This is a genomic window from Rhizobium sp. YTUHZ044 (genome assembly GCF_051123975.1).
GTDB lineage: Bacteria > Pseudomonadota > Alphaproteobacteria > Rhizobiales > Rhizobiaceae > Rhizobium.
In genome coordinates, this window is record NZ_CP101429.1 from 296,357 (window position 1) to 320,995 (window position 24,639).

Annotated in this window: 24 protein-coding genes and 2 pseudogenes; 10 read left to right on the top strand and 16 right to left on the bottom strand. The window is 57.0% G+C overall.

Annotation, left to right across the window (positions count from 1 at the left end):
• The first annotated feature begins 2 nt into the window (after nt 1-2).
• Nucleotides 3-1,546, top strand: a pseudogene (gene tnpC / locus NL154_RS29210) (IS66 family transposase).
• A 90-nt stretch (nt 1,547-1,636) separates the two neighbouring features.
• Nucleotides 1,637-1,930, top strand: a complete 294-nt coding sequence (locus NL154_RS29215) for a hypothetical protein (RefSeq protein ID WP_430961126.1) — start codon at nt 1,637-1,639, stop codon at nt 1,928-1,930.
• Nucleotides 1,931-2,035: 105 nt separating this feature from the next.
• On the opposite strand, the gene NL154_RS29220 is transcribed toward NL154_RS29215, so the two are convergent.
• The 8 genes from NL154_RS29220 to sctL are packed head-to-tail and all read right to left on the bottom strand — an operon-like array spanning nt 2,036 to nt 8,420.
• Nucleotides 2,036-3,073, bottom strand: coding sequence for an EscU/YscU/HrcU family type III secretion system export apparatus switch protein (locus NL154_RS29220; protein WP_430961127.1), 1,038 nt, complete (start codon nt 3,071-3,073; stop codon nt 2,036-2,038).
• Nucleotides 3,070-3,882 (bottom strand): type III secretion system export apparatus subunit SctT, encoded by an 813-nt coding sequence (sctT, locus tag NL154_RS29225; protein WP_430961985.1) that lies wholly within the window; start codon nt 3,880-3,882, stop codon nt 3,070-3,072. The genes NL154_RS29220 and sctT overlap by 4 nt, the downstream gene beginning before the upstream one ends.
• A complete protein-coding gene (locus tag NL154_RS29230; protein ID WP_416068726.1) occupies nt 3,879-4,139 on the bottom strand; it encodes an EscS/YscS/HrcS family type III secretion system export apparatus protein in 261 nt (86 codons plus the stop codon). Before NL154_RS29230 ends, sctT begins: the two co-directional genes overlap by 4 nt.
• Nucleotides 4,140-4,168: 29 nt before the next feature.
• Nucleotides 4,169-4,834, bottom strand: coding sequence for a type III secretion system export apparatus subunit SctR (sctR, locus tag NL154_RS29235; RefSeq protein ID WP_430961128.1), 666 nt, complete (start codon nt 4,832-4,834; stop codon nt 4,169-4,171).
• Nucleotides 4,827-5,888 carry a type III secretion system cytoplasmic ring protein SctQ gene (sctQ, locus tag NL154_RS29240; RefSeq protein ID WP_430961129.1) on the bottom strand — a complete coding sequence of 354 codons (1,062 nt, stop codon included), beginning with the start codon at nt 5,886-5,888 and terminating at the stop codon, nt 4,827-4,829. Before sctQ ends, sctR begins: the two co-directional genes overlap by 8 nt.
• Nucleotides 5,882-6,466, bottom strand: coding sequence for a hypothetical protein (locus NL154_RS29245; protein WP_430961130.1), 585 nt, complete (start codon nt 6,464-6,466; stop codon nt 5,882-5,884). Before NL154_RS29245 ends, sctQ begins: the two co-directional genes overlap by 7 nt.
• Nucleotides 6,442-7,797 carry a type III secretion system ATPase SctN gene (sctN, locus tag NL154_RS29250; protein ID WP_430961139.1) on the bottom strand — a complete coding sequence of 452 codons (1,356 nt, stop codon included), beginning with the start codon at nt 7,795-7,797 and terminating at the stop codon, nt 6,442-6,444. Before sctN ends, NL154_RS29245 begins: the two co-directional genes overlap by 25 nt.
• Nucleotides 7,797-8,420 (bottom strand): type III secretion system stator protein SctL, encoded by a 624-nt coding sequence (gene sctL, locus NL154_RS29255; protein WP_430961131.1) that lies wholly within the window; start codon nt 8,418-8,420, stop codon nt 7,797-7,799. The genes sctN and sctL overlap by 1 nt, the downstream gene beginning before the upstream one ends.
• 23 nt (nt 8,421-8,443) lie before the next feature.
• Here sctL and NL154_RS29260 point away from each other — a divergent pair, with 23 nt between their 5' ends.
• A complete protein-coding gene (locus tag NL154_RS29260; protein ID WP_430961132.1) occupies nt 8,444-8,734 on the top strand; it encodes a hypothetical protein in 291 nt (96 codons plus the stop codon).
• A gap of 327 nt (nt 8,735-9,061) precedes the next feature.
• Here NL154_RS29260 and sctJ read toward each other — a convergent pair whose 3' ends face one another.
• Nucleotides 9,062-9,919 carry a type III secretion system inner membrane ring lipoprotein SctJ gene (sctJ, locus tag NL154_RS29265; protein ID WP_430961133.1) on the bottom strand — a complete coding sequence of 286 codons (858 nt, stop codon included), beginning with the start codon at nt 9,917-9,919 and terminating at the stop codon, nt 9,062-9,064.
• A gap of 9 nt (nt 9,920-9,928) precedes the next feature.
• On the bottom strand, nt 9,929-10,420 hold the full coding sequence (locus tag NL154_RS29270) for a nodulation protein NolB (protein WP_430961986.1): 492 nt from the start codon (nt 10,418-10,420) through the stop codon (nt 9,929-9,931).
• A 184-nt stretch (nt 10,421-10,604) separates the two neighbouring features.
• Here NL154_RS29270 and NL154_RS29275 point away from each other — a divergent pair, with 184 nt between their 5' ends.
• The 4 genes and pseudogenes from NL154_RS29275 to NL154_RS29290 all read left to right on the top strand — a co-directional run bounded on the left by NL154_RS29275 (nt 10,605) and on the right by NL154_RS29290 (nt 13,970).
• A complete protein-coding gene (locus tag NL154_RS29275; protein WP_430961987.1) occupies nt 10,605-11,312 on the top strand; it encodes a nodulation protein NolW in 708 nt (235 codons plus the stop codon).
• Nucleotides 11,313-11,604: 292 nt separating this feature from the next.
• Complete coding sequence (locus tag NL154_RS29280) at nt 11,605-13,392, top strand: HrpF/NolX family T3SS translocon protein (protein ID WP_430961136.1); 1,788 nt, start codon at nt 11,605-11,607, stop codon at nt 13,390-13,392.
• Between the two features lie 72 nt (nt 13,393-13,464).
• Nucleotides 13,465-13,609: pseudogene (locus NL154_RS29285) on the top strand (VOC family protein); the annotation flags it as partial.
• Between the two features lie 118 nt (nt 13,610-13,727).
• Complete coding sequence (locus NL154_RS29290; protein WP_430961988.1) at nt 13,728-13,970, top strand: transposase; 243 nt, start codon at nt 13,728-13,730, stop codon at nt 13,968-13,970.
• A gap of 254 nt (nt 13,971-14,224) precedes the next feature.
• Here the strand turns inward: NL154_RS29290 and NL154_RS29295 are convergent.
• Nucleotides 14,225-15,327, bottom strand: a protein-coding gene (locus NL154_RS29295) for an IS3 family transposase (RefSeq protein ID WP_434734541.1) whose coding sequence is annotated in 2 segments (ribosomal slippage) — nt 14,225-15,066 and nt 15,066-15,327 — 1,104 coding nt in all. Because the reading frame shifts where the segments join, the coding sequence is not laid out codon by codon here.
• Nucleotides 15,328-15,427: 100 nt separating this feature from the next.
• Between NL154_RS29295 and NL154_RS29300 the strand changes: the two genes are divergently transcribed.
• Nucleotides 15,428-16,036: an AraC family transcriptional regulator gene (locus NL154_RS29300; protein WP_434734544.1), complete on the top strand. Its 609-nt coding sequence runs from the start codon at nt 15,428-15,430 to the stop codon at nt 16,034-16,036.
• 33 nt (nt 16,037-16,069) lie between these two features.
• Here the strand turns inward: NL154_RS29300 and NL154_RS29305 are convergent, their stop codons facing one another.
• From NL154_RS29305 to NL154_RS29325, 5 genes are all read right to left on the bottom strand, one after another.
• A complete protein-coding gene (locus NL154_RS29305) occupies nt 16,070-18,391 on the bottom strand; it encodes a molybdopterin guanine dinucleotide-containing S/N-oxide reductase (protein ID WP_434734558.1) in 2,322 nt (773 codons plus the stop codon).
• 283 nt (nt 18,392-18,674) lie between these two features.
• Nucleotides 18,675-19,862 (bottom strand): IS701 family transposase, encoded by a 1,188-nt coding sequence (locus NL154_RS29310; protein WP_216755744.1) that lies wholly within the window; start codon nt 19,860-19,862, stop codon nt 18,675-18,677.
• Between the two features lie 450 nt (nt 19,863-20,312).
• A complete protein-coding gene (locus tag NL154_RS29315; protein ID WP_430960445.1) occupies nt 20,313-20,894 on the bottom strand; it encodes a hypothetical protein in 582 nt (193 codons plus the stop codon).
• A gap of 28 nt (nt 20,895-20,922) precedes the next feature.
• Nucleotides 20,923-21,510 (bottom strand): hypothetical protein, encoded by a 588-nt coding sequence (locus NL154_RS29320; protein ID WP_430960446.1) that lies wholly within the window; start codon nt 21,508-21,510, stop codon nt 20,923-20,925.
• A gap of 160 nt (nt 21,511-21,670) precedes the next feature.
• Nucleotides 21,671-22,102 carry a SyrB2 regulator gene (locus NL154_RS29325; protein WP_430960447.1) on the bottom strand — a complete coding sequence of 144 codons (432 nt, stop codon included), beginning with the start codon at nt 22,100-22,102 and terminating at the stop codon, nt 21,671-21,673.
• A gap of 499 nt (nt 22,103-22,601) precedes the next feature.
• On the opposite strand from NL154_RS29325, the gene NL154_RS29330 reads away from it, so the two are divergent.
• Together NL154_RS29330 and NL154_RS29335 are read left to right on the top strand one after the other, a co-directional pair.
• The gene (locus tag NL154_RS29330; RefSeq protein ID WP_430960448.1) at nt 22,602-23,099 is read left to right on the top strand and encodes a hypothetical protein; all 498 of its coding nucleotides are present in this window, start codon (nt 22,602-22,604) and stop codon (nt 23,097-23,099) included.
• Between the two features lie 498 nt (nt 23,100-23,597).
• Entirely contained in the window at nt 23,598-24,497 is a 900-nt protein-coding gene (locus tag NL154_RS29335) for an Abi family protein (protein WP_430960449.1), read from the top strand.
• Nucleotides 24,498-24,639: the final 142 nt, after the last annotated feature.

Genomic DNA, 24,639 nt, shown 5'->3' on the forward strand with positions numbered 1-24,639 from the left:
CCATGACGATAACGGCGGACGAGCTTCCGGATGACCTGAACGCGTTGAAAGCGATGGTGCTTTCGCGCGAGGCGGAGAATGCCCGCCTGCGTCAGATCATCAAGGAATTGCAGCGCCACCGGTTCGGTCGCCGTGCCGAGACGCTTCCCGAGGACCAGCTTCTGCTTGGGCTTGAAGAGGCCGAGCAAGTCGAGGCTGCCGGTCTGGAAGACAATGCGCAAGCCTCCCCTTCTGTTCTACAGGCGCAGGTCGCCAACGGCGCACGAACAGAGGTTCGCTGCCAGCACATCTGCCGCGCGTCGAGATCGCGGTCGATATCGATGACCATGCCTGCCCCTGCTGCCGCAACGACCTGCATCGGATTGGCGAGGATGTCAGCGAGAAGCTCGACATTGTGCCTGCCCAGTTCCGCGTGCTGGTGGTCCGCCGCCCAAAGTATGCCTGCCGGGCCTGCGAGGAGGTCGTTGTCCAGGCTCCGGCACCGACAAGATTGATCGAAGGCGGCATCCCGACAGAGGCAACCGTCGCCCAGGTGTTAGTCTCCAAATATGCCGACCACCTGCCGCTGTATCGTCAGGCGCAAATCTACAAGCGCCAGGGCATCGATCTTGATCGTTCGACGCTTGCCGACTGGGTCGGCCGAGCCGCCTGGCATCTACGCCCGGTCCATTAGCGGTTGCTTGATCATCTGAAGTCGTCGTCCAAGCTCTTCGCCGACGAGACGACAGCCCCGGTGCTCGATCCGGGACGCGGCAAGACCAAGACCGGCCAACTCTGGGCCTATGCGCGTGATGACCGGCCGTGGCAGGGAAGTGATCCGCCTGGTGTCGTTTATGTCTATGCACCGGATCGCAAGGCCGAGCGCCCGATGACTCATCTCGAAGGCTTCGTCGGAATCCTGCAGGTCGATGGTTACAGTGGTTATCGACCGCTTGCGGCCAAAAATGCCGTGTCGCTGGCATTCTGCTGGTCTCACGTTCGACGTCGCTTCTATGAACTGGCCGCTGCCGGTCCCGCACCCATTGCCACCGAGGCGCTACGGCGTATTGCCGAACTCTACAGGACTGAAGACGACATCCGTGGCCGCGCCCAAGACGAACGCCGCGCCGTCCGACAGGAGAAGAGCCGCCCGATCACCGACAGTCTTGCTTCCTGGCTCACCGAACAGCTCGGCCTCATCAGCCAGAAGACAAAGCTGGCCGAAGCAATCCGATACACCTTGTCGCGCTGGGATGGGCTGACTAGATTCATCGATGACGGCCGCATCGAAATCGACTCCAACGCAGTCGAGCGATCTATCAGGCCAATTGCTCTCAATCGGAAAAATGCCCTCTTCGCGGGTTCCGACGCTGGGGCCGAGCACTGGGCGACCATCGCATCACTCATCGAGACCGCCAAGCTCAACGATGTCGAACCGCTCGGCTATCTCATCGATGTGCTCACCAAGATCGTCAACGGCAACCCGAACAGTCAGATCGACACTCTTCTACCATGGACCTATCCCTCCGAGCACAACCTGAGCCGTAAAATGAAAGCGTCGCGATAAACCGCTAAGCTTTCGTTTCGCTGTACACGATGATACCAATGAGAAACGAGCTAGGTCTGACTATATTGCTGTTGGAGTTCTAAGGGTTAGATGGCGGGACTGTTTAAATCATTGAAGAGAGTGGTGACTGGAAAGATAATCCGACAATCAGACGTTCAAATTATGAACGGCAGTTGCATTATGTCCTTGCGTATTAAACGCGATAGCAGAAGCGGCGGCGTCTATGTGGTGTTAGCCTCTAAAGCATCGGGCAACTATCAATATTACCCTTTCGATGCAGAAGAGTTCGACAGTTTCGTTGATGCTGCTATCGAGATCAAGAAAGCGTTACGGGCCGATGAATCGGCTGGTATCGGTCAGACCCCAGCCAGCGTCAAACCGTGACCCGGGAACACCGCTTACCCTTGAAAGACTAGGATCGGCCCATCGCGCGCCGTATCGCGGCGAAATCATGCGGCCGACATTGGCCGGCCAAGGCGGTGGTCACATCTATACCACGCCAGCGGCAAAGAGTGCTTTGGCGACAGACTCGAAACATTGCGCAGGAACGGCGTCGCCCAGCTTCGTTGTGCTGATGAGCTGATGCGCAAGCACATGATCATCGACAACATAGACGCGTAGCGCCCGCGCTTCATTCAACAATTCTGAAGCAGCCTCGCCCGCGGCGCGGCAAACCAAGACGGGCACGCCGCTCTCGCCGCGAACGTAACGCATACCAACGAGTATGCCCTTCCCCCTCACCACCAACGTGGCCCGGTGCACGCCAAGGGGAGGGTCGTGCGCGGACTCCTCGCGTAGGCGACGTCGTTCACTCTTCAGCTCCGGCGTGCCTTCCTGTTCCTTGAGCTGGCGCGCCACTTCGCTCTTTGTCATGCGCATTTCTCGCAGAAACAAAGCACGCTGCAACAGCAGATCGATAAGTCCGCCGATCAAAAGCGCAGCGGCGCCAATCGCGCTCAGCAGCTTCACCTGCGTAAAAACGAGACCGATACAGCCGATGCCGCAGATAGGCAAATAGACCATCGTTTTCCACGTTCCGAGAAGGAAGAGGAGAAAGCTCGCGCTCAGGACCATCACTTTGAACTGCGTCTTGCCGGCTTCCACTGCAGAACGTGCAGAGGCCATGCGCTTAAGCCCTTCAAACGGGTCAGTTTTCTCGAGGTTGGGCTTGATCGGCTCCAGTGAGAAGACAAATCCACCATTGGCTATGAGCCCGGCCAAAATCACCGCGGCGACGAGAGTTCCAAGCAGTGGTCCAACCGTCTCGAATGTGAGTTCGATCAGCAGGACCAGTGCCTGCCGGACCGCTAGATTGAAGGGCAGATTCTGCAGATTGTCGACTACTAGTAGCGCTTCCTGGCATTTGTCTTGTACGACGCTCCCTCTCAGCCAAAGGTAGCCGAACCCAGCGCAAGTGGCGACCGCACGGACGAAATCGGAACTGTGCGCAATCTGCCCTTTTTTGCGCGCTTCGTTTAGCTTGTGCGGGGTGGCGGCGTGTGTCTTCTCTTCACTCGTGTCACTCATTTCAGCAGCTTGTCCATCCACTCAAGCGCGCCATTCGCTTGTGTGATCTCCAGGCTGATCCCCTCGATGAGATAGGCAGCGTAGGCAATCATAATAATCGGAAACCCGATATTCTTGATCATTGGTGACAGTTGGCTGGACTTGAACTGCGGCGCAAAGCGCCGCAATATCATCATTGATATGTCAACTAACAGAAGGAAGGACACTACGGGTCCAGAGACCAGCAAGGTCGTGAGCATTGTGTGATCCAGGAGCCTCAATAACTCCATAGCTGCTTGCGCGGTGAACGTGGGGTGAAATCGATATACAGGCCAGATCTGAAAGCTTCCATAGAGGGTACTGACCACACCTTCTAGGCCTCCCGACGCCACGAAGATCGTCAGTGCCGTGATCCCGAGAAAAATTCCCATAGCGGAAGCCTGACTGTTCGTTGTGGGGTCTGACGAAGCTGATGGGCTGCTGATGCCGCGTTGGTTGTCGATAAGCTCACCGGCGGCCTGAAGGCTCCATAACGGGATGCCAAGAAAAATGCCAAGTAGCAAGCCGACAAAGATCTCCTTAACTCCAAGTAGTGTTACTTGAATCAGACGTGTCTCAGGATCCAGCGTCTGCAACCAGTGACTGACGTGTGCAAAACACGGGAGCGTGAAGGCTACAGCCAGGCAGCTGCGGATGAGCCCGCCTATTTGAGCCCGTGTAAATACAGGAAGAATCATCATGAGGCCCATTGCGCGGGCCGCGCCTATGCCGGCTGCGAGGACGAGCTCAATAGCCCCATGGATCAGGGATTGAATTTCGGACGCAATCACGATCTAGGCTGGTAGCTTGGGGTCATTGTGGGAAACTCCGCAAAGATCTGGTCGGCCAACCTTACGAGCGGAGCGCTCAGAACAGGGGCAAACAGGCTGATCACCGCCACAACGATCAAAAGCTTCACGGTAAGTGGCAAGCTTTCATCCTGGATTTGCGTTGCCGCCTGGATGATCCCGACGACCAGGCCAACAATCACTGATGCAATGAGCGGTGGGAGAATCCAGATCATGAAAACCACCAACGACTGGTTCATAAAAGTAACAATGCTGGACTGAGTAATGATCAACCTCCAGGTGTGGCGTAACTCAAAATAAGTCCGTGCATTAATCTCGACCAACCATCAATAGCGACAAATAGAAAGAGCTTGAACGGGACAGATATGACTGTCGGAGATACCATTGACATGCCCATCGCCATCAAGATTGTCGTTACAATAAGATCGATCACGATGAAGGGAAGGTAGAGAAGAAAACCTATTTCGAACGCACGCTTGAGTTCTGATATTAGAAAAGACGGTACCAGAATGGCAAAATCATCCGGGGTGGTTCTGTCGCGCATCTCCCCTGGCCAAATTTTTTCCGTCGAAGATAGGAAAAAGCGGCTCTGCTCTTCGTTTGTGAACTTCTTAAGGTAATCGTGCAGCGGTTCACGCCCTTCTTTGGCGGCATTGACCCAGTCGTCGAACGTTTGGTAGTGGAACTTTGGATCGGCCATCCGATCATAGGTCTGTTCGACTACAGGTGCGCTGATGAAAATTGTTAGGATGAGTGCCGCAGCGTAAAGCACGATGTTCGGTGGGATTGTCTGGGTCCCCAGCGCATTGCGGACCAGGAAGAGAACAACTGAGATTTTTATAAATGCCGTGGTTGTGACGAGCGCTAAAACAAGCAGGCCGATTCCGGCTGTAATCGCGAGAAGCGACAGAATCGCTGGTTGAATCTCAGTCATAGCATGCCAACCTGCCGCGCAGCCTAATGCCCAGTTCATCTCCGATCTGCACGATGTCGCCACGCCCGATACGCCGCCCGTTGGCCAATATGTCGACCGGACCATCGATCGGCCGACCAAGTTCGAAAATATGCCCTTCGCCCGCACTCCTCAATTCGCCTAGAGGCATAGCCCAGCGGCCGCATTCAAAGATAAGCACGATCTCGAGATCATCGAGATCGGCTTCCGAGGGATCCCGCTGTAATTCGGGTTGTGTCGTCATATGCACAGTCTCCAAGGGGGATGATAGTGGGCGGAAGGGCCCCCGCAGGATGAGGTCGTCGCCTTCAATATCTGCACAGGCCCATAGCTGGCCCGCGGATAGCGTGATCTGGCCGTGGCCGAACGGCGATATGTCTGGCAACAGAGCATCACCGATACATGCCTTGCGAAGAACCACTGCCGGAACGGAAAGCGTGCCGATTCTTCCTGCAACTGCAACCGGTAGCTCTGGGAAGTGCTCGCGCGGCTGTCGGGGCAATTGGCCAAGCAGTTCGCCTAAGGCGTGGAATGCAGGCGGGACCAAGCCATCAAGGGGAGAAAACAGGAATAGACGGCCCTTGCCATTGACTGAGCCGAAGGCGATATCAAGTTCCAGACAAGGAGCCTTTGTCAAAGCCTCACGCACCTTCAAGAGCTGCACATCCAGCTGCGTCCGATCCTCTAATCGAGCGACAAGCGGCTCAAGTGCAAGCTCGAGAATGAGTGAAGCAGTTGGGTCGGAAGGGAATGCAAGACCGCTCTGCACCGTCGCGATAAGCGCCTCAACAAGGCCTCGTGACAGCGATAAGACGATCGTTTCAGTTCCCAAGCGCCAAACACAGTCAAGCATCGGAATGGCAGAAGGTTTCTGCTGCCAAATAAGCCCTTGTATCCGCACCGACAGCGGCTTCTCGCTAATCCAGCTCTGAAAGGGGCTGCGGAAAGCGGCAACATCATTGAGCCACGAGACGACCACGTGGGACAGTGTTAGCGCAGGTTCAAATATAGCAGGTCTGACCACTGTGGTTACCAAGGCGACTCAAGGCTGGGGTATAGCGTTTCCAGAGAAGCTCCCATCATCGGGTCTGATCGCGCGACATCTGGGCGAGCAAAACTGCCATATCGAAGCGATATCTCATCGTCGCCCTCTATCTCGCCTGCCGCCTCGGACTGTGTTTCGACGGCGCGCCTGACTTCGTCCTCGATTTGTTGCCATTTGTGGCTTGCGGCCGAACGTCTGACCCACACGGTTCTCATCTTAGATAACACTGCCTCGGCCTCTTTTTGAGCGATGTGCGCATCGTCGAGCATCTGACGTTTCGAAGAGACCTCAGCGGCAAGGCGCTCAATTTGAAGGTGGTGATGGTCGAGTGCTGCGCTAGACCATTTGTCAAGGGACATCAGCTCCTCGTAGAGCGCCGCTTCGGCCCGTGCAAAATGTTGCTGTGCGTTTGCAAGCTCCTGGGAGGCATTCTGCAAGGCTAAGGTGGCCATATCGTGTTGGGCTTGCTTCTCGGACAGCTCTCTAAAGGCACTACGCTCTTGCATATCCTTAAGAAGCCGCAACCTCGAAGTGTGAACACGAGTCACGCGGTCAGACGCGACATCCATGCGACCGTTTCCTTAAAATCCGACGCCTCGCCTTCGCTCTGACACAAAAATTCCCTCAGGTCGCCAATCGAAGCGACAGCTCGGTCAGTTAACGGATCGCCGCCCTGCTTGTACTCGCCGACTTTGATCAAAAACTCGGACTCGGCATAGCGCGAGAGGAGATCACGGAAAAAAGATGCTGCCTTGCGATGTGTCCCAGAAACGACCGCATCCATGACTCGGCTGCGACTCTGCAGCACATCAATAGCTGGGAAATGCGACCGCGCAGCGATAGCGCGTGAGAGGACGACATGGCCATCGAGAATGCCCCGCGATTCCTCCGCGATTGGATCGCCTGTGCCATCACCTTCGACAAGCACAGTATAAAAGGCCGTGATTGAGCCGTGCTCACCCATACCGGCACGTTCAAGGAGACCTGGCAGCATGGCAAACACGGAGGGAGGAAAGCCCCTCCGGGTCGGTGGCTCGCCCGCAGCAAGGCCAATTTCGCGCATGGCGCGGCAGAAGCGCGTCAGCGAGTCCAACATGAGGGCGACGCGTAGCCCTTGTTCGCGAAAGTACTCCGCGAGCGCGGTCGCCATAGGAGCACATTGCGCCCTCTCCACTGCCGAGCGGTCGGAGGTTTCAACCACAACGACCGTACGACGGAGGCCCGCCTCTCCAAGATGACGCTCGATGAACTCACGAACTTCACGTCCACGCTCGCCTATGAGCGCGACTACGAAAACGTCGGCGGCGGCACCTTTTACGATCTGCGACAATAACGTCGATTTGCCACAGCCAGGCTCGCCATAAATCCCTATTCGCTGGCCCTCGCCGCATGTGAGGAGACCATCCAGAACACGAACCCCGAGCGGGAATGGGAGCTCAACCATGCGCCTGTTCATTGGGTTGGGCGCCCTGCCGTGCAGCGGTCGAGTTTCGAAGGTTTTGATTTCACCCTTGCCGTCAAGTGGGCGGCAACGGCTGTCAATCACACGGCCAAGCAAATCGGGCCCGACTGGCACTTCACGCATGCGTCCAGTGGACACGACTTCTGAGCGGCTGGACAGGCCTACCAGGTCACCGATCGGCGTGAGCAACACGCCATTGTCCGAAAAGCCGATCACCTCGGCTTCGAGCGACAGGCCGGTTCGCGTATCGTGCAGAAGACAAAGTTCCCCAATCCGAGTGTCTGGCAAGACGGCATGGACCAGTGTACCGATAGCCCGCGTGATCCGGCCGCGCACGACACGCGTGTCGATCTGCTTTGCTGTGGACCTCAAAGATGAGATCGCAGAAACGAGACTCCGCTTGCCGGCGAGATTTTTATGCTGTGATAGCGGCGTGATTACAGTTCTCCTTCTTCAGAATACGGCCTGAAGCCGAGGCGTAGCGCGCGCATCTGTGCATCAAGTCCAAGATCTACATTGCCGTACTCGCTCCACAGCACGCATTGTTGGGGCGATAAAGTCGGATCTGGATCGATCCGCACCCTCGGCCGACCTTCCCGCCCATCGCAACGCGCAAATTCGCGCGCGAGCATATCGACTTGCGCGGGACACACGTGGAGGCAAACTTCCACGCCGGTATATTTGCGCTCAATCTCGTGGCGAACAGCTTTCACCAACAGCTCGCCCGGATCGAAAGCGCCCAGAAGATCGTTTAGTATCTCTATCACCAGCTGCGGCAATTCCTGCTCGAGGACCGCCTTTCGTCGCGCCACATCGGAGGCTGCCTGCGCAATTATCCTAGCCATTTCCTCGGCCCCTGCATTCAAGCCCTCGGCATGGCCGAGCGCCCGCTCACGCTCGTAGGCCTCGCGTGCCCAGCTCCGAACCCGCTGTTGATACCGTTGTGCTGCGTCACGCGCTTTTGCGGCGATATGCCAGATTTCAAGCTCACTCGCCGGGATCAGTGGCCCAACCGGGCGCATTTGCGGCGCGACGAGCTTGGCGGAATAATCTCCCGTCATTTCGTCGGGTGCTCCGTATCAAGATGGGCGAGGACAAGCGCAAACAATTGCCCGGAGGCTTTACTGTGTTCGGGCAAAGGATTCTCCGCAGCGGTCCCGACCGGCAATCGAAGAAGCACACAGCTACGCTCAAGCGCGGAACTGTCATTGAGCCAAGCTCCAAGGCAGGCATGTCCATCGTGTTCGATTTGCTGCGCGAGCCTGTTCGGATCAGCGATCAAGCTGGTTGCGATCGCCTGCGCCAGATGCCGAATTCCGAACGCGTGGGCATCAGCGCCGATATGGTCAATAAGCGCAGTCAGGTGGGGCTTTGAGACAAGCTTCAACAGCGAACGGGCATGCCAAATACTGCCGGCAAGGATAGCAGTCCGACGCGGATCATGTCCGCGGAGCAGATCTGGCCCAAGGCCGGTTCCGTCCGAATGCAATTCATTATCAAACAGCAACTCCGCCAGTCTTGGCTGCAGCCTGGGACGCTTCTGCAACTGTTCCAACGTCGCAGCGGACAACGCCGGGTCAAGACGAGCGGCAAGACGAGTCGGGTGAGCCATAGCAGCAAGGTCGTTTAGCCACATGGAATTCAGTTGGAGGGACCGATGGAGTCCGGCAGCCTGTATCGGTATCGACATTGGGATTATTACCTATGCGCTGATCTTTTTGCGAATGGCCTCGACAGCGGAAGCCCCGGAGGAACCTTCGACCTTGGATAGTTGGCCCGATGATTGCTTGGGCCGACGCATTAGACCACCGACTAATTGATAGCACGCCGCTGCGAATGCAGCTGCGGCAACACCCATCACGATTGGCAGAAGTGGCGGTGGAAAAGAGCTGGATGTTTGGGCTGAAACAGTCGCCGGAGCGCGCCGGTAGTCAGGTCCGGACGGTTCCACTGGCACCAAAACCACCTCCACCTTTTCGTAGGACAGGCCCTCGATGCTGTCGGCGACCAACAACTTTATCTTCGGCAGGAGAACTGGGAGATTCGATTTGGCGTCGTGCCGTATAAAGACCGAGGACGAGGATGGCGTGCCATCCGAACCTAACAGATCGTTATTCGGCAGAACGACATGAACACGTACTGACAAGACGCCGTCGATGTCGCTGATAGTACGCGACAACTCTTCGCTTAGGGCATAGATGTAACGAGCACGCTCCTCGGTCGGCGAGGCGATCAGGCCTGATCCGCTGAAAATATCCCCGAGGTTTTTGAACGACTGGCGGGGTAGCCCCTTGGCATTCAAGAGGTTGATTGACAACGCAAGCAGCTTTTCGTCGACCTGGATCGTGCTGGTCCCATCCTTCGCGGCAACCCGGACCGCATCAACCCCGTTGTCGATTAGAAGCGAGAGCATCTCATTCGCCTCGCGCTCCTGCAGTTGCGTATACAGATCGGTCTTGCAACCACTCAAGGCGAAGAGAAGTGGCAGAACGACCAAACGAAGCGAACGAAGACCCGACAGGCGGCTATGCCGGATTTCGCCAAGTGCTGAGCCAATCATACGAGCGGTTCATCCTTGTTTTATTAGCGTGTTCACAGATGAGGTGATGCCGCTGACACCTTTAGAAATTAGAGAAACTGTGGTGACGCCACTGTAGAGATCCCGTAGATTAGAGATCGTCGACCCGAAATCGGGTCCCGCCGATCTTGCCGGCGTCTCACCTTCGACAGGGAGCCTCTGTGCCGCCCGGAGTGGAGCGCTTTTTGCAAGACCTACCTGATGGTCAAGCGCGGTAGAACCAACCGTCTGCTCGCGGTACATCGAAGAAAGAGTTTGGAGCACGCGGTCGCCGGGCGAGCTTGGCTGTGGAGTTGCGCGCTGGACATCCAACTGCGGAGGAACTGGCGCCGCCGTAGCTGGCGACAATCCGGTATCATTTTTCGTAGAGGCGGCCGCCTGCGCTAGCGCGCGCTCAAATTGAGCCTGCTCTCCCAACGAGGGGGAAGCAACCTTGGGAACAAAGTCAATCAGACTGGCAGAGATTGAGTTAACAGGCAGCATAATGCAACGACTCGATTGTTTGCGTCTCGCGTGGATTGCGTTTAGCCGGCGATCACCAGCTGTTGCGCCTGTACCTAGAGAGGTGAGCTGACTATAAGCTGACGAGAGCGCGTCATTATCTAAAAACTCAACTTAGCGATTTTTGTACTTGTGAGAGTTTCGGCCGTTCGATTATCACGACGAGATGTCCACATCGTTCATTCTATCCACGATCCTGCACAATTTGACGAGAGTTCTCTGCGTCGGGATTCTTCTCTCGGCCGGAATACATACAGCCGTCGGCGCCCCTCTATCGCTCCCCTCTACACCCTATAGGTATACGGTGTTGGACCAGGATCTCGCTGCTGCGCTGCAGCAATTCGGAAATAACCTAAATATCAGGGTCAGTATCAGCGCCGAGGTGAGGGGACGGATTCGCGGACGTATGCCCGATTTGCCACCGCGGGAGTTCCTCGATCGCTTGAGTAAGCTGTACGATCTACAATGGTACTATGATGGGCTTGTACTCTATGTATCTGCCGCCAAAGAAGCGCATTCTAAGATGTTTGTATTGACCCCGATTCGCTTCGATGCGTTCAAGGCGGCCCTCGATGAGCTCGGCATCTTAGATGACCGCTTTGTCGTGAAATCCGCGGCGGGAAGTGACCTCGTTTTGGTTTCTGGTCCACCGCGCTTCCTCGCGCTCGTGGAGGAGACGTTCAACGGCCTTCTTGCGGAGGCGCAAGCGCAGCCTAATGTCGCGCCGGCACCGAGTGAGGAACCCTTGCTGTTGTTGTTTCGGGGCTCCTCGACCATGGTCGTGCGCGGTGGACGACCCGAAGCGGCATATTCTTCTGACGTGCCGCAACAGGATGGTGTTGCTGCCGAGAAGCCTCAGCTGAACCGGAAATGACATCGATGGATATGCCCCGGTTTCTGGAAAAAACGTAAATCAACAGCAGTCCTAAGTGAATTCGCATTGGTTCGTCAGGTTCTCGAAAGCTGACCCGCTCATGATCCAATTCAGGATCTCCAACAATCACTGGCCATTGAGTGCCAGAATGAACCTGAGAGCCCTAATCTGGCGGGGCAACTAAGCACGGCGCGGCGAAAATGCAGCGACCTCTTCAATGCCCGGTTTTGCCAACGTTCGTGAACTAATCTTGCATCTCCCAGGGGATTGCAATCTCGTCCGAGGAGCCACAATGTCAAACAATATCGCCAAGGTTTTTTCGCAGTCCGCACGGGGTTGGTATGGTTCAGTACCCGCGCTCGGTAAGACTCAGCAGAACTTCGAAGCGATGCTTTCCATTTGCCGGCCTGAAGACAGGACCGGTCAGTTCGCGCTCCGGAGCCTCGCATTGCCTTTGGAACGGTTGTGCCAGCATGCGTCGGAATCGCTGTCGCCGACAGCCGGGTCGTCGCTGGAGGAATTGACGCGGCACCCATTGGACCTGCTGCCGCCACATATGAAGGCGGCACTAGAATCAATGGGTCAGCGCCCGGAAACTTCACCGATCGAATCTCCTTCAGTCGCAACGACGCCCGTAAAAAGCGAGAGAATCAAGTGGAACGGCGGGACGCTCACCTCAGTCGAGTTACAGATTGTAGCAGTGCTAAACCGTCATAAGGACCAATGTCCGCTCAAGTGGGAATCGCTGGGAGACAAAGCGAATGATCCCTCAACGCCGCCAGATCTGAAAGCGGCTATCGAGGGATTGCAGCAGGATCCAGAGCTCTTTTATGCTATCGGCTCGCAGGGTGATGGCCGCTGCGGCGGCAGATTTACAGCTCAAGACTTGTCGGCATTCTGTAGCCACCATTCCCAAATCACTGCATTTCTGGAGATTCAGGCGCAAAGCTATACGCAGAATTACATTTCATCCGACAGCACTGGGAATCCCGATCCGTCGGCCATGACACGGAACGATGCGTTACGCGAGCTTTACCGGTACTCCGAAAACCTGCCGAAGAACCTCAGTGTTGCTGAGTTTAAGCGGATCGTCGAAGGCGAAGCGAAAACGGGCAAATGTCCGCCTCAGGTCATTGCGGCGGCTCAGTACTTCGTCGAGCGCCCGGGCGAATGGAAGCAGTTATACGGTGGTGCGATAGACCAGGTGCACAAAGAGGACTTTCTGCAGGTTGCTTCATCGGCAATGAGTCTCACGCAAACCGAGCTCGACACAATTGAATCGATAAAAGGCAATCAGGACGCCTTCTTTGGAAGTGGTGATCTCACTCGTGACAAGCTCGCGAGCATGGCAGAGGATAAGCACTGTGATCCGAAAGTGCAGAAAGCAGCCTCGCAACTACTCTCAGATCCTCTATTATTTGGTCTGCTAAACAATACGATTACGGGCTATAAGACCCATAATTCGTTCTTCGACTTCGGCGGCGGACACACGGTGGATTCCGGTGACATCAGCAAAAAGGACTTTGCACATTTTTGCGACAGCATGTCGTCAGCGAACCGCACCGTTCAGCAGCGGAAGGCTCATGCTCCCCAAACCGCTGCACAACAGGACGCCGTCTCAGATATGATGATGGGTCGGACGGACCAGCCTAATGCCAAAACGCCCAAGAAAAACGGAGGAGCCTTTATCCACGCAGTCGGCGATGTGCTCAAGGTGGCCTCGCCGGTGCTCGATTGGGCTGCGACCGCGGTGGGTTTGTTGAGCTTCGTTCCTGTCTTAGGCCAAGTGGCCGACGCGGCTTCAATGGCTCTTGCGTGCGAAGCGCAAGCGGCAAATCTTCTCCGTACAGCCATTACCGGAGGCAATATGAAGCAGGCGCTGCAACAAGCTGGCATCAGTATTGGAGCGCAGGCGCTCAGCCTGATCGCAGGCCCCGAGGTCAAGCTGGCAATTCGCAATGGGCTCGTAAAGAAGGCACTGGAAGAGGCGGCCACGGCCGGGATCAATCTGCCGATAACGATGGCGCAAACCTACGCAGAAGATTATCTAAACAACCTGCAAGAACGGCTTGCAGCCTGAGTTGTGTAAGCCGCGGAGGTTGCCAGCCAAGGGGGTCTGGGGCTGACATTGCGGGCGTGTTAGGTGCCAATGCCGGTCACCGCGCTAGAGTACCTCCAGGTCATGTTCACCGTAGACGACCTTAACGAGACGCTTGAAAGGCCCGCAGACGGGGCGCGAAGCTTGTAGGCTCCGTGGGGCTGGTGGCCTTCTCATCGGGCTCGCCCAGGAACTCGGTAAGCGACAAGGAGACCCCGTCTATCAGCATCGGGGTTGGGTACGGTATGGCGGAGAGACGATTTCACAGACTGCGAGCATCTATGTCTGCGCCTATAGCTAGTCCTAGAATGATCCATATGATTGAGGCTGTGCCGGAACGCCTTGAGGGTTCACCTTGTCAGTTGCGGCGTTTTTGGTCGGACGAGTTCAAGGCTTTTGCGGTCGAGGAGGCGTCCACGCCGGGAGCGAACATTTGGGCGGTTGCTCGACGGATCGGTATTCTGACTTCGCAGGTCTTTCGATGGAGACGGGAGCTTGGTGGAGATGTGAGCAAGCTCTGGTCTGGTGAAAGAACAGCAGCCGAAATCTGCGGCAATTAAGGAACGCGTTGTCGGGTCGTCATTGGCGGCCGTCGTGCGTGCCGGTGCGGACGTCGACGAGGCGCACCTGCAGCGGGTGATGCGCACGGTGCGGTCGGCATGATCCCGTCTGGCGCAGCCGGTCTGCCTCTTCATGACTGGCTTAGATCTCTTGACCTGAGACCCATCGTCCCTCCAGCTTTCGGGAGAGTCTTGGGTTTTCTGAACCGCCCCCAAACGTTGGACCAGCGAAGGCTGGAGTTTTCCGGCTTCTTTCAGGGAGGCGGGCTGGTTGCGCTTCCCGAATTTATCAGCGATATCGGCACCTTGTTGCCGATCGCGCCATGAGGCCGTTCTTCGTTATAGTATCTAAGCCAATCCTCCATCTTTTCGCGGGCATCCGCAAGGGTCAGAAACCAGTGTTGGTTCAGGCATTCGGCGCGGAAGCGGCCGTTGAACGCTTCTATAAAGGCGTTGTCGGTCGGTTTTCCAGGGCGTGAGAAGTCCAACGTGACGCCCTTAGCATAGGCCCAGAGATCGAGATCGCGAGACACGAACTCGGTCCCCTGATCGACACGGATCGTCTTGGGATAGCCAACGTTCCGGCATACTCGTTCCAAGGTTTGCACGACATCTTCACCTCGATAGCTGTGACGCGGATCGAGCACCGGCACATAGCGTGAGAAGGTATCCACCACCGTGAGCACCCGCAGTTTCTTGCCGGTCGCGAGTTGGTCGTGAACGAAGTCCATAGCCCAGACATCGTTCGGACCGACTGCCATTTGCCGACCTTCCCTCAGCTTGGCTTTGACCCGGCGTTTCGGTGTCTTATTACGCAATTGCAGGCCCAAGTCCCTGTAAATGCGGTAGGTCCGCTTGATGTTGGTACCCCAACCCTCGCGTTCCAACAGTACCTGCACACGACGATAACCGTAGCGGACACGGGTCTCACAGATCTCACGGATACGACGTTCCAGACCGGCCTGATCGGCACGACGAGAGGTGTAGTGGTAGGTTGACCGATCGAAGTTCAGCGCCCCACAGGCACGCCGGATCGAGATCGCCCAATCCCGGCACATGCCCTTCACCATCTCCCGCTTGCGAGCAGGCCTTAGAGCTTTCGGCGAATGACGTCCTGCAGCATCTCACGATCGAGCGTCAGGTCCGCGACAATCTTCTTCAGCCGCGAATTCTCGTCCTCGAGCTGCTTCAGCTTCTTCATCTCCGGCGGCAACATGCCGGCATATTTTTTCTTCCAGTTGAAATAGGTCGCCTGGCTGATCCCCGCCTTGCGGCAGATCTCTGCAACGGGCACACCTTCGTCGCCTTGCTTCAGAATGAACGCCTTCTGGGCGTCCGAAAACTGCGATGCCTTCATCGTCTTCCGTTCCTTTCCCAGCCAGGAAAATGCACCGGAAACTCTAACCAAAACTGGTCCAGTTTGAAGGGTTCAGATCACCTGGCTGCCGACCGGCGTCGTGCACCGTGTCGGCTCGCCACTCGGCGCCGTGTTCCGCAGTCTGTGGATTGCCGATGAAGCCGGGGCGAACCTACCGAAAGTCCCGACGATCTTCATGATGTCGCCATTGCTCCAAGCTTTGATCATCGAGGCCACGGAATTGGAGGGGCAGGAAGACCGCGACGGCTATTCGAGCCGGGTGACGACACTCATTCTCGACCAGTTTGTGCGGGTACAGCCCTGCCTTCGGCTTTGCCCTGGCAAAAACGCGGCTTTGACGAAGTTGTGCGAGGCGCTCTATCTCGATCCGACCGATGACTTAAGCCCCGAGGAATGGAGCGAGATGCTGAACATGTCGCCGCGAACATTGGCCCGCGGCTTCAACACGGAATTGGGCATGAGCCTGCGCTGGTGGCGCCGGCGCCTGCGGCTCTTCCGGTCGATCGAGCTTTTGGGGGGCGGCCTGGGTGGGACCCAGGTCGCCATGGAACTTCGTTACGGTTCTACCTCCGCCTTCGCCTTTGCTTTCCGCAACGAGATGGGCAGCAGCCCGCAGGTCTACATGCGCAGGCATCTCACCGACGACAACTCGCCGCCCAATAGTGCCCCGCGCAACGCTCATGGCTAGCGACCACGCCGTGGAATTCGCCGATCGACGCCATCAGACTGGCCGATCGAAGGCACGGATTTCCGGGAGGTTTCCGTCGAAACGCTCGACCTGGACATTGGTTAGTTGGCCCGTACAGCCCTGCGCCAAGGCCGAAGTCCCAATATCCCGCGTGAGCACATTCGGATTGCCGTGCACGCAGAGCGACTTTTCCTCATTCGGATCGGCCGGGTCGTACCATGCGCCTGTCGCAAGCTGGATGACGCCGGGCCGAACGCTGTCCGAAAGTGTGATCCCGGCAAGGCACGCGCCGCGCTCATTCGACAACTTGATGATATCACCCTCGCAGATGCCGCGCCCCGCCGCATCTTCGGGATTCATGGTCGCAACCTCGCGGCCCCGGTGCTTCGACGCGACACTATGGCCACCAAAGTCGAGCTGGCTGTGCAGCCGTGTCTTCGGCTGGTTGGCGATCAGCACGAACGGTGTCTTCTCGGTCGGAAGATAGACGGAGCCGAGCCAGGTGGGATGGCCAGGACAATCGGCCTCTCCAAAGCTCGCGATCCGCTCCGAATAGATCTGCAGCTTGCCGCTTGGTGTCGGGAGCGGATGAGCGTCGGGATCATTGCGGAAGGCACGTAGATAACCGCCGTCATCCGGCTGCTGCGGCATAAGCAGCCCCTCGCCGGCCCAGAATTCCTCAAAGCTTGGCGCGGGCAGCCCCTTCTCCACAAGCCCGGCGCGGGTCTCTTCATAAAGATGCTCGAGCCATTGCCGGACGCTCCGCCCCTCCGTGAAAGCCTCGCGCGCGCCAAGCCGCTCGGCGAGGTCCGCGAAGATCGCGTAGTCGTCACGCGCTTCGCCATAAGGGGACACGATGGGATGCATCGGCACAAGCAGCGGGTCGTTGGAGTTTGCGCCGATGTCCTCGCGCTCAAGCGTCATCGTACAGGGCAGGACGACGTCGGCATGGCGCGCGGTCGCCGTCCAGGCAAGCTCGTGCACGACCAGCGTATCGAGCCGGGCGAAGGCCTTGCGCAACCGGTTGAGATCCTGGTGATGATGGAAGGGGTTGCCGCCGGCCCAATAGACCAGCTTGATCTTGGGATAAGTCCGGGTTTCGCCGTTGAAGCGATAGGTCTCGCCGGGATGAAGCAGCATGTCGGCGATGCGCGCGACCGGAATGAAATCGCTGACCCCGTTGCTGCCCTGCGACAGCGTCGGGATCGGCACCGCATTGTAACGCCGCCCGTAATAGGCGACCGCGCCGAGCGCATAGCCATAGCCGCCGCCAGGCAATCCAATCTGTCCCAATGCGGCGGCAAGCACCATGCCCATCCAGACCGGCTGTTCGCCGTGCTCGGCGCGCTGCAGGGAATGCGAGACGACGATCAGCGCACGCTTGCCGGCAAGTCGCCTTGCAAGCACGATGATCCCGTCGGCGGAAACACCCGTAAGCGTAGCCGCCCATTCCGCATCCTTCGGCTGGCCGTCCGCCTCACCCAGGAGGTAGCGCTCGAAAATCGGCCAGCCAGAGGTGTAACGGTCGAGGAAGGCGCGATCGTGGTTGCCTTCGACGACAAGCGTGTGGACGATCGCCATCATCAACGCGGTGTCGCTGCCCGGCATGCAGGAGACCCATTCTGCATTCGCCTCCTCCGGCAGATCGGAGCGCAACGGGCTGACCAGCACGAAATTGCAGCCACGGTCGGCCGCGCTCTTCATGGCGGAGCGCTCGACATGCTTGCTGACGCTGCCGCCCGCGACCATCGCGTTCTTCAGCGCCATGCCGCCGAACGCGACGACGATGTCGGTGTGCTTGGCGATCTGCTCCCAGGAGACGTTGCGCTTGGTAAGCCCCTCGTGGTCACCGATGATATGTGGAATCAGAACCTGCGAGGCGCCGGAGGAATAGCTGGTCACCGAGCGCACATAGCCGCCGCAGGCGACATTGAGAAAGCGGTGGATCTGGCTCTGGGCATGGTGGAAGCGGCCGGCGCTCGACCAGCCGTAGGAGCCGCCGAAAATTGCGCGGGGGTCCACGCCGCCACGGACCCGGATGAGCTCTTGGCCGAGGAGATCAAGCGCCGTCTCCCACGAAACCGGAATAAACTCCTCGCGCCCGCGGCGATCATCCGGACTTGGGCCGTTCTCCAGCCACCCTTTGCGCACCATCGGCTGGGCAATGCGGGCGCGGTGGCGGAGTGCTTTGGGAAAATTCTGGATGATCTCGTTCGGGTCGGGATCATCGGGATACGGCCGGATTTCGAGCCGGTCATCGATCATCCGAGCCGAGAACACGCCCCAATGCGAGGTGTGCGGACGAAAGCGGCTCTCGGCGTCTGGGTGTTGGTCGGCAGCGTCTGGTTCGAGCATCATAGAACCTTTCGTCGGGTCCGGACTCTTTGCGGGTGGAGCGATACACAGAATCCTAGCGCAACCAACATTGGCTGTATCTCGAACAATTGATATTTGATCTAGTACTACAGTTGCGTTTGATGCCTTGCTTTGTAGTGAGAAAGCATTGCGGATGCTTGATGCCTGCGTCGCCAGAGTGACCATGCCAAGATGAGGCGAACTCTAATCGGGGGCTGTAGCAGGAGGCGTTTGATCAGATAGCGGATCTCTGCGACGCTGGGCACGAAGGCCATGGTGTTGGTCAGGCGGCGATTGGCGGGTTTGGACTCGTTTCGTTCGGTTTGCCAGCAGCGGTGCGGCGTAGATCGGCGCCGAGTTTGGCGAGGAATGCAGCGGCTGCCATGACGAGCGTCATGTGCCGCTTCCAAGCATGCCAGGATCGCGCTTCGCAATGATCCAGGCCGAGATCGTCCTTCGCACGCTGGAAGCATTCTTCCACGGTCCAACGCAGCCCGGCAGCGCCCGCCAATTCGCTCAATTCGGTACCGGCGGGCGCAAAGACAAAGTAATAGGCGCGCGCATCGGGTTCGCGTCGGCTGCGCCGGATCAGAAGCCAGCGCTCCCATTGTGGATCCGGGCGAGAGCTGAGAGGAATACGGGCCCAATCATAAAGCCGAAGACCCTTGGCACCTTCGCCTGCTGCATGGCTCTGCCAAACCTCCGGTTTCAACTCATCAGCCATCGTTTCGGGATCGGTCTGCTCGATCCCTTGCTCACGCACAAAGCGCAGGCAATGATTGGAGCGCACTGCCAGAACATAAGGCTGGCCACGGCTTTCCAGCATCCGGCGCAGCTTGGAATCCGAACCATAAAGCGCATCCGCCAATACCCAGGCACAAGGCACGCCGGCATCCAGCGCATCGGCAATGAGCTTGGCTGCAATGGCCGGTTTGGTCGCGAAGGCTTGGGACTGGGGGACGTGAGCCGAAGCACGGCGGGCTTCATCCTCGGCCCACTCCTTCGGTAGATAAAGTTGCCGATCGATCAGGGTCTGACCGTAGCGGCTTGCATAGGCAAGGAAAACACCGATCTGACAGTTCTCGATCCGGCCGGCCGTGCCGGAATATTGTCGTGCGACACCGACTGAATGGGCGCCTTTCTTCAGGAAGCCGGTCTCATCGACCACAAGAACGCCGTCCGCGTCACCGAGAGACTCTATTGCATAAGCGCGAACCGTATCGCGCAATGCGTCAGCATCCCAATGGCTGCGCCCCAGCAGCGATTGCATCCGATAAGGGCGCTCCAGTCCTGCCTGTTCCGCCATCAGCCAGCCAGTCTTGCGCTCTACTCCCGACAACAACCCATCCAGAAAGGCACCGCACGATGCGCGCAATTCTCGGCGACCAAAGACCGAGCCCAACCGCACCTTCAAGGCATCGAGCTCACGATGCCACGCCAGAACCGACCCGGACCAACCCGCAACCGACATTGAACTTCCCTCCCGCCAAATGCGGGAAGTGAATCATGATTTCCGGTAAACCGCAACTGTAGTACTAGAATATCTGCCAAGTTTTTTTCCGGATGATCGCTGCCGACCACCTGACTACGCGCCAATGACCTTTTTCCACTCGTGGATTTTGACCGTGCCGAACAGGCCCGTCTCGCGTAGGATACCGCAAACTCCACGCCTTAGCAGACTAGAGGGACGTATGCTCGACCATAGACCGGGTTGCGTCCTGCCCGGGACAAAATCAACTGTTTTAGTGCAAATCATGCGTAAACCTCGCAGTTGATGGGATTTGAACTAATCACCCGGCTATTCTCCGTAAGTGGCATAGGAGACGTCCGGGAATCGGAATTCACACTGAAGCGTAGGCGCCCGGCGCGAAGAGGCGACGGAGCCGCATCGCCGCACTCAAAAACTGCTAGGTGGCAGCACTCAGGAGACGCCAAATCGCTTGAGCATCGTTCGCAGCCGCAGGTTTTCCTGGCGGAGTTGCTCTATCAGCAGTGTCTTGAGGTATTGGTTATCCGCATCAAGTGCGGCCAAGTCATCAACTGGTCCTTCGACGAAAGCGACGGCCGATCCCTTGCGACGCTCGTCGCTTGCGCTATCGACGTGATTTCCTGAGCGGCTCTCGCCAATGCGCGCTGACGCTTTCCGAGCCTTCCTTTTAGTCGAATGCATTTTCGATTGCGACAGCGGGCCGGCGTGATCGTGATGGTTTTGCGGTGGATTGAGTGGCGCTGGTTCGACCAAAGAACCGACGAGCTGGGACTGATTGCTGGTGCCATGGCCCAGATCGAGCTGATTCGCTGGGTCCTGGTCCTGCGCCACTTCGTCGGATTGGGCGATAGTGTCTAGCCGCAGCTTGGCTTGGAACAGGTGCGGCGCTTCCGTCTCGGCCTGACGGACGAAAGCCTTGAGATCGGTGTTTCCCCAGATCGAATCCGTTTGCGTTGTCGATCGCCGGCGACCTGACTTGAATTCGACGACGAACTTTCGCTGTGGTGTTTTCATATGCTAAACCTCTAAACCTAAACCAAGCTCAAGAAACGTCGAACCGTTTCAGCATTTTCTTGAGCTGGGCGTTCTGCAGCTGAAGCTTCCGAGCGAGCTCACTTCTCAGCTTTTTGATGTCCTCATCAAGGCTTACCACGTCATCGATGAACGCATCGCGAGCTGATGACGGGGACACGCTTTGACCTTCATGCTTGGCGGCAGCTCCCCGCGCGGTTATGCTTGCCTGGAGTTCCTTCGTCCGTTCACGGCGGCTGGGCGGAGATCCTTTCCGAGCCTTAATGCTTGTCTCGTTTGGCACGAGGGCGGCATCTGAATGAAGAGCTTCGCTTGGTGCGGGTGTCCACGCATCGTCACCATCGACCGACGGCGCCGAAGCTTGCATGGCTTCACCACTGCCTTGCTTTTCAGTCAATGGCGATGCCACTTGCTCGACCGGAGCAGCCTCGTTGTAATCCACAGAGGCGGAGACGTCGGTCGACGGAGGTGCCGGCGTCTGCTCCGCCTCGTGATCGAGAGCCGCGGGATCGGTATCATGCCCAATGGAGCTCTCCGGCCCCTTTGCCGCTCGTCGCCGTGACGTCAATTCGGCGAGGAATTTCCACGGTGTTTTCATGGGCATTTCCCCTCGATTAAATCAGGTTGGATGATGCGGCAGCGGCCCTATCCCACTCGCAGGTCGGCCCGGCACGACGAGGCGCCCGGCGGCCGTTTTTTCTGCTGAAGATACGGTGGCTAAGCCGCTTTGGCGGCCGACTTACATGTTGGAGTGCTGATCAATCAAGCCCGAGCCGTTTGCGCAGGTCGGTATTTTCATGGCGCAGCTTTTCCGCCAGCAATTTGCGCAAGCGCTTGTTCTCTTCTTCAAGCTGAAGCAGATCTTCCAGCTCATCGACTGCGGGTGCGGGTGCGGATGTCTTTGCCGTTTGCTCGGCAGGCTTGGGGATCTTATTTCTTCCTCTCCCCCTGGCGGTGCTCTTGGCATCGGAAGGTTTCGCTTCCATCGACCTCGGCTTTCTTCCCCTGCCCCGTCCAGCAGGTTTTGCCGCACCTGCCGCCGGTTCGGTCACCGCCTCGGTCGCGGCAGAAGCCGGGTCGGCAGCTTGCTTTTGACGACGCGGCGCACGCTTCTTCTTAAGGTCAGCCTTTATCGGTGCATCCGGTTCCGCGGCCCCGGCAGCGGCCCCCGTATTATTCTCTTCAGCCATCAGACATCTCCTCTATAGCTAAGTCACTTTTCGACCGAGTGAAGGATGGAGTCAACAAAGGTATCGCGAGCGTAGATTTCGAATCGATAACGCCTGACCCCGTAGCCTGCGGACCCTAACTCTTTTGGCTAACTTTTCGCGGGTCATGCATGCGTTCTACTATGCTGGCGGGAAATCTGGAGGGGGCATGCGCTATCGCCTCGTTTGGCAAGCAACACGATCTTAAAGCGGCCGCCCTCGCAGCCTTTGCCGATCATCCCAGCTTTCCGACGGCGCGCAAAGCGTCGTATGGTCGGCAGCCGCATCGAGCGCGAAGACCTCTGGAATGTATTCCCAGTAACGAATGCCTTTGCCGTCACACCCATCTCCTACCAGGAGATCATTGCGATCGCTTGTCGCGTTGGCCTCGACCAAGAACTTTGGAACGGCCTTTCTGCGTGGATCGATCGAAAGATCGCAATAACAGCATCGCGAAAATTGGAACTCCACGAGGTTTGAAATGGATGCTGATATCTGGGATCGAGCGTTCTATGAAGACGGCGAATGGGTTTCCTGGTCCGAAGTAGAAGAACGGCTTCGATACCATGAGTGGCGCGCCAAATATCCGAATGCAGACACATCGTTGATTCCGTATTTTGAGGAGCTCCTGTCGCTGGCAGAAAGCTATCACCTTCAGACAGGTCGTCATCTCAATGTGTACGGAGACATAGGAGAACTCTTCGGCGCCATCACCTTCGGAATAAAGCTGAACAACTCGTACGCGCAGGGTGCTGACGGTCGGCTTGGCAACGACCATGTTGAGATCAAAACCATCACGCCGTTCAAATCCAAAGACGAGGTTTTCGTGAAGGTATCTGGCAACTTCAGCAAGCTTCTCGTCGTGAAGATCAACGCCGACTTCGAAGCCTCATCCCGGATGGTTGATCGCAAGAAGCTTCCCAAGACAGCGAAATCTCTCCTGAGGATAAAATGGAGCGATCTTCCTAACGCCAAGTGAGGTTCGTGCACTCCCCTCAGAGGACGAGACGGTCGACCCGCTGTAGTCATTTGACCATCGGGTAATTTCCACAATGCGTGCAGTTGAAGGGATTCGAACCAAGAGCCATCAAGTTCGAATAAAATCCCATTGTAAAAGCTCGCTTTCCCGGCTCGCGCCCGCGCCTGTTGGTTTCCGGCAGGCTGGCTCGAATGAGATCGCGAACGTTGCCTTACCTGCTTCAGCACGGTTGTCCCAGAAGTCCGCTTGAGTCCAAACGTCTCCGGCCTGAACGAGCGCTGCGTCTGGAAATAAATCCTGATTCTGGATCAAGGGGTTGCCCTCAAAAGCCCGGAAACGGATGGATTTTTTGCCCTTCCCTTGTTGCATTCTTAACGAGATTGAGCCATATCCTACGTCAACAACACCCGCCACGCCTCGGACGGAACTTAGGTTTCGGAACTGCGCACCCCGGCGGGTTTTCCTTTTCTAGGACTTCGAATCTGCTTATGAAATGGCATGAAGTTCGAAAAACCTTCCGTCTCCATCGCTGACCAAATTACGCTGCTTGAAGCGAGGGGAATGGCCGTTCCCGATCGCGCCCATACAGCTCATTGCCTCCAGCATATAAGCTACTACCGTCTGCGTGCCTACTGGCTTCCGTTTGAAGATGCGACGCCGCCAAATGGCGAACATCGATTCAAGAATGGAACCACGTTCGACAATGTGTTGGACCTATACATCTTCGACAGACGGCTCCGATTGCTCGTGATGGATGCTATCGAAAGAATTGAAGTTTCTCTGCGAGGTAGTTGGGCGCATCATCTCGCAATCAAATATGGGCCACACGGCTACCTCGAGCCAGCGCTTTACAATCGCGCCGATCGTTACGCTCAAGCGTTCGCCAAGCTGATTGAAGATCTCAACAGGTCGAAAGACACTTTCATCGTTCATTACAGAAACAAATACGATGATCCGGAACATCCCCCTATATGGATGACGGCAGAGGTTGTTTCACTGGGTCAGCTCTCGATGTGGTACAGTAATTTGAAAAGCCGCGCCGACCGCCAAGCCATTGCGAAAACGTATGGACTTGACGAAACGGTTTTGGTTTCGCTCGCTCATCACCTTACTTACATACGCAACATCTGTGCACATCACGGCCGCCTTTGGAACAAACAGATCACTGTGAAGATGATCGTGCCAAAGTCGCCTGCCAGCCTGAAGTTGGCCATGAATCAGAATGTTCAAGGCCGTCTATATAATACGGTGGCGGTTCTCGGTTATCTAATAGGTATCGTAGCGCCCGGAAACCAATGGCGTCAGCATCTCTTAGAATTGATGAATTCCTGCTCACTCGCAGATGAAAATGCCATGGGCTTTCCCCAGAACTGGAAAAATCTTTCCGCATGGAATTAGATTTCGAAGAAGGTGAACGGATACGAACCCAGCGTCCTATATTGCGTGGAGCCTCCAGGTTCGCTAATCACGTCATTTCCGAGACTTGCGAGAGCGTTGACTTATTCTTCTCTGATCCCCGGGAAGACTGGAGAACTAGCGA

What these genes read in the sequence shown, in the direction of transcription:
- sctL (WP_430961131.1), bottom strand. Translation starts at nt 8,420, where the DNA reads ATGACGGGAGATTATTCCGCCAAGCTCGTCGCGCCGCAAATGCGCCCG.
- NL154_RS29260 (WP_430961132.1), top strand. Translation starts at nt 8,444, where the DNA reads ATGGGCGAGGACAAGCGCAAACAATTGCCCGGAGGCTTTACTGTGTTC.
- NL154_RS29335 (WP_430960449.1), top strand. Translation starts at nt 23,598, where the DNA reads ATGAAGTTCGAAAAACCTTCCGTCTCCATCGCTGACCAAATTACGCTG.
- NL154_RS29230 (WP_416068726.1), bottom strand. Translation starts at nt 4,139, where the DNA reads ATGAACCAGTCGTTGGTGGTTTTCATGATCTGGATTCTCCCACCGCTC.
- NL154_RS29270 (WP_430961986.1), bottom strand. Translation starts at nt 10,420, where the DNA reads ATGCTGCCTGTTAACTCAATCTCTGCCAGTCTGATTGACTTTGTTCCC.
- NL154_RS29280 (WP_430961136.1), top strand. Translation starts at nt 11,605, where the DNA reads ATGTCAAACAATATCGCCAAGGTTTTTTCGCAGTCCGCACGGGGTTGG.
- NL154_RS29315 (WP_430960445.1), bottom strand. Translation starts at nt 20,894, where the DNA reads ATGAAAACACCACAGCGAAAGTTCGTCGTCGAATTCAAGTCAGGTCGC.
- NL154_RS29290 (WP_430961988.1), top strand. Translation starts at nt 13,728, where the DNA reads ATGATTGAGGCTGTGCCGGAACGCCTTGAGGGTTCACCTTGTCAGTTG.
- NL154_RS29275 (WP_430961987.1), top strand. Translation starts at nt 10,605, where the DNA reads ATGTCCACATCGTTCATTCTATCCACGATCCTGCACAATTTGACGAGA.
- NL154_RS29305 (WP_434734558.1), bottom strand. Translation starts at nt 18,391, where the DNA reads ATGCTCGAACCAGACGCTGCCGACCAACACCCAGACGCCGAGAGCCGC.
- NL154_RS29220 (WP_430961127.1), bottom strand. Translation starts at nt 3,073, where the DNA reads ATGAGTGACACGAGTGAAGAGAAGACACACGCCGCCACCCCGCACAAG.
- NL154_RS29325 (WP_430960447.1), bottom strand. Translation starts at nt 22,102, where the DNA reads ATGGCTGAAGAGAATAATACGGGGGCCGCTGCCGGGGCCGCGGAACCG.
- NL154_RS29245 (WP_430961130.1), bottom strand. Translation starts at nt 6,466, where the DNA reads ATGGATGTCGCGTCTGACCGCGTGACTCGTGTTCACACTTCGAGGTTG.
- NL154_RS29320 (WP_430960446.1), bottom strand. Translation starts at nt 21,510, where the DNA reads ATGAAAACACCGTGGAAATTCCTCGCCGAATTGACGTCACGGCGACGA.
- NL154_RS29215 (WP_430961126.1), top strand. Translation starts at nt 1,637, where the DNA reads ATGGCGGGACTGTTTAAATCATTGAAGAGAGTGGTGACTGGAAAGATA.
- sctR (WP_430961128.1), bottom strand. Translation starts at nt 4,834, where the DNA reads ATGACTGAGATTCAACCAGCGATTCTGTCGCTTCTCGCGATTACAGCC.
- NL154_RS29310 (WP_216755744.1), bottom strand. Translation starts at nt 19,862, where the DNA reads ATGTCGGTTGCGGGTTGGTCCGGGTCGGTTCTGGCGTGGCATCGTGAG.
- sctJ (WP_430961133.1), bottom strand. Translation starts at nt 9,919, where the DNA reads ATGATTGGCTCAGCACTTGGCGAAATCCGGCATAGCCGCCTGTCGGGT.
- NL154_RS29330 (WP_430960448.1), top strand. Translation starts at nt 22,602, where the DNA reads ATGGATGCTGATATCTGGGATCGAGCGTTCTATGAAGACGGCGAATGG.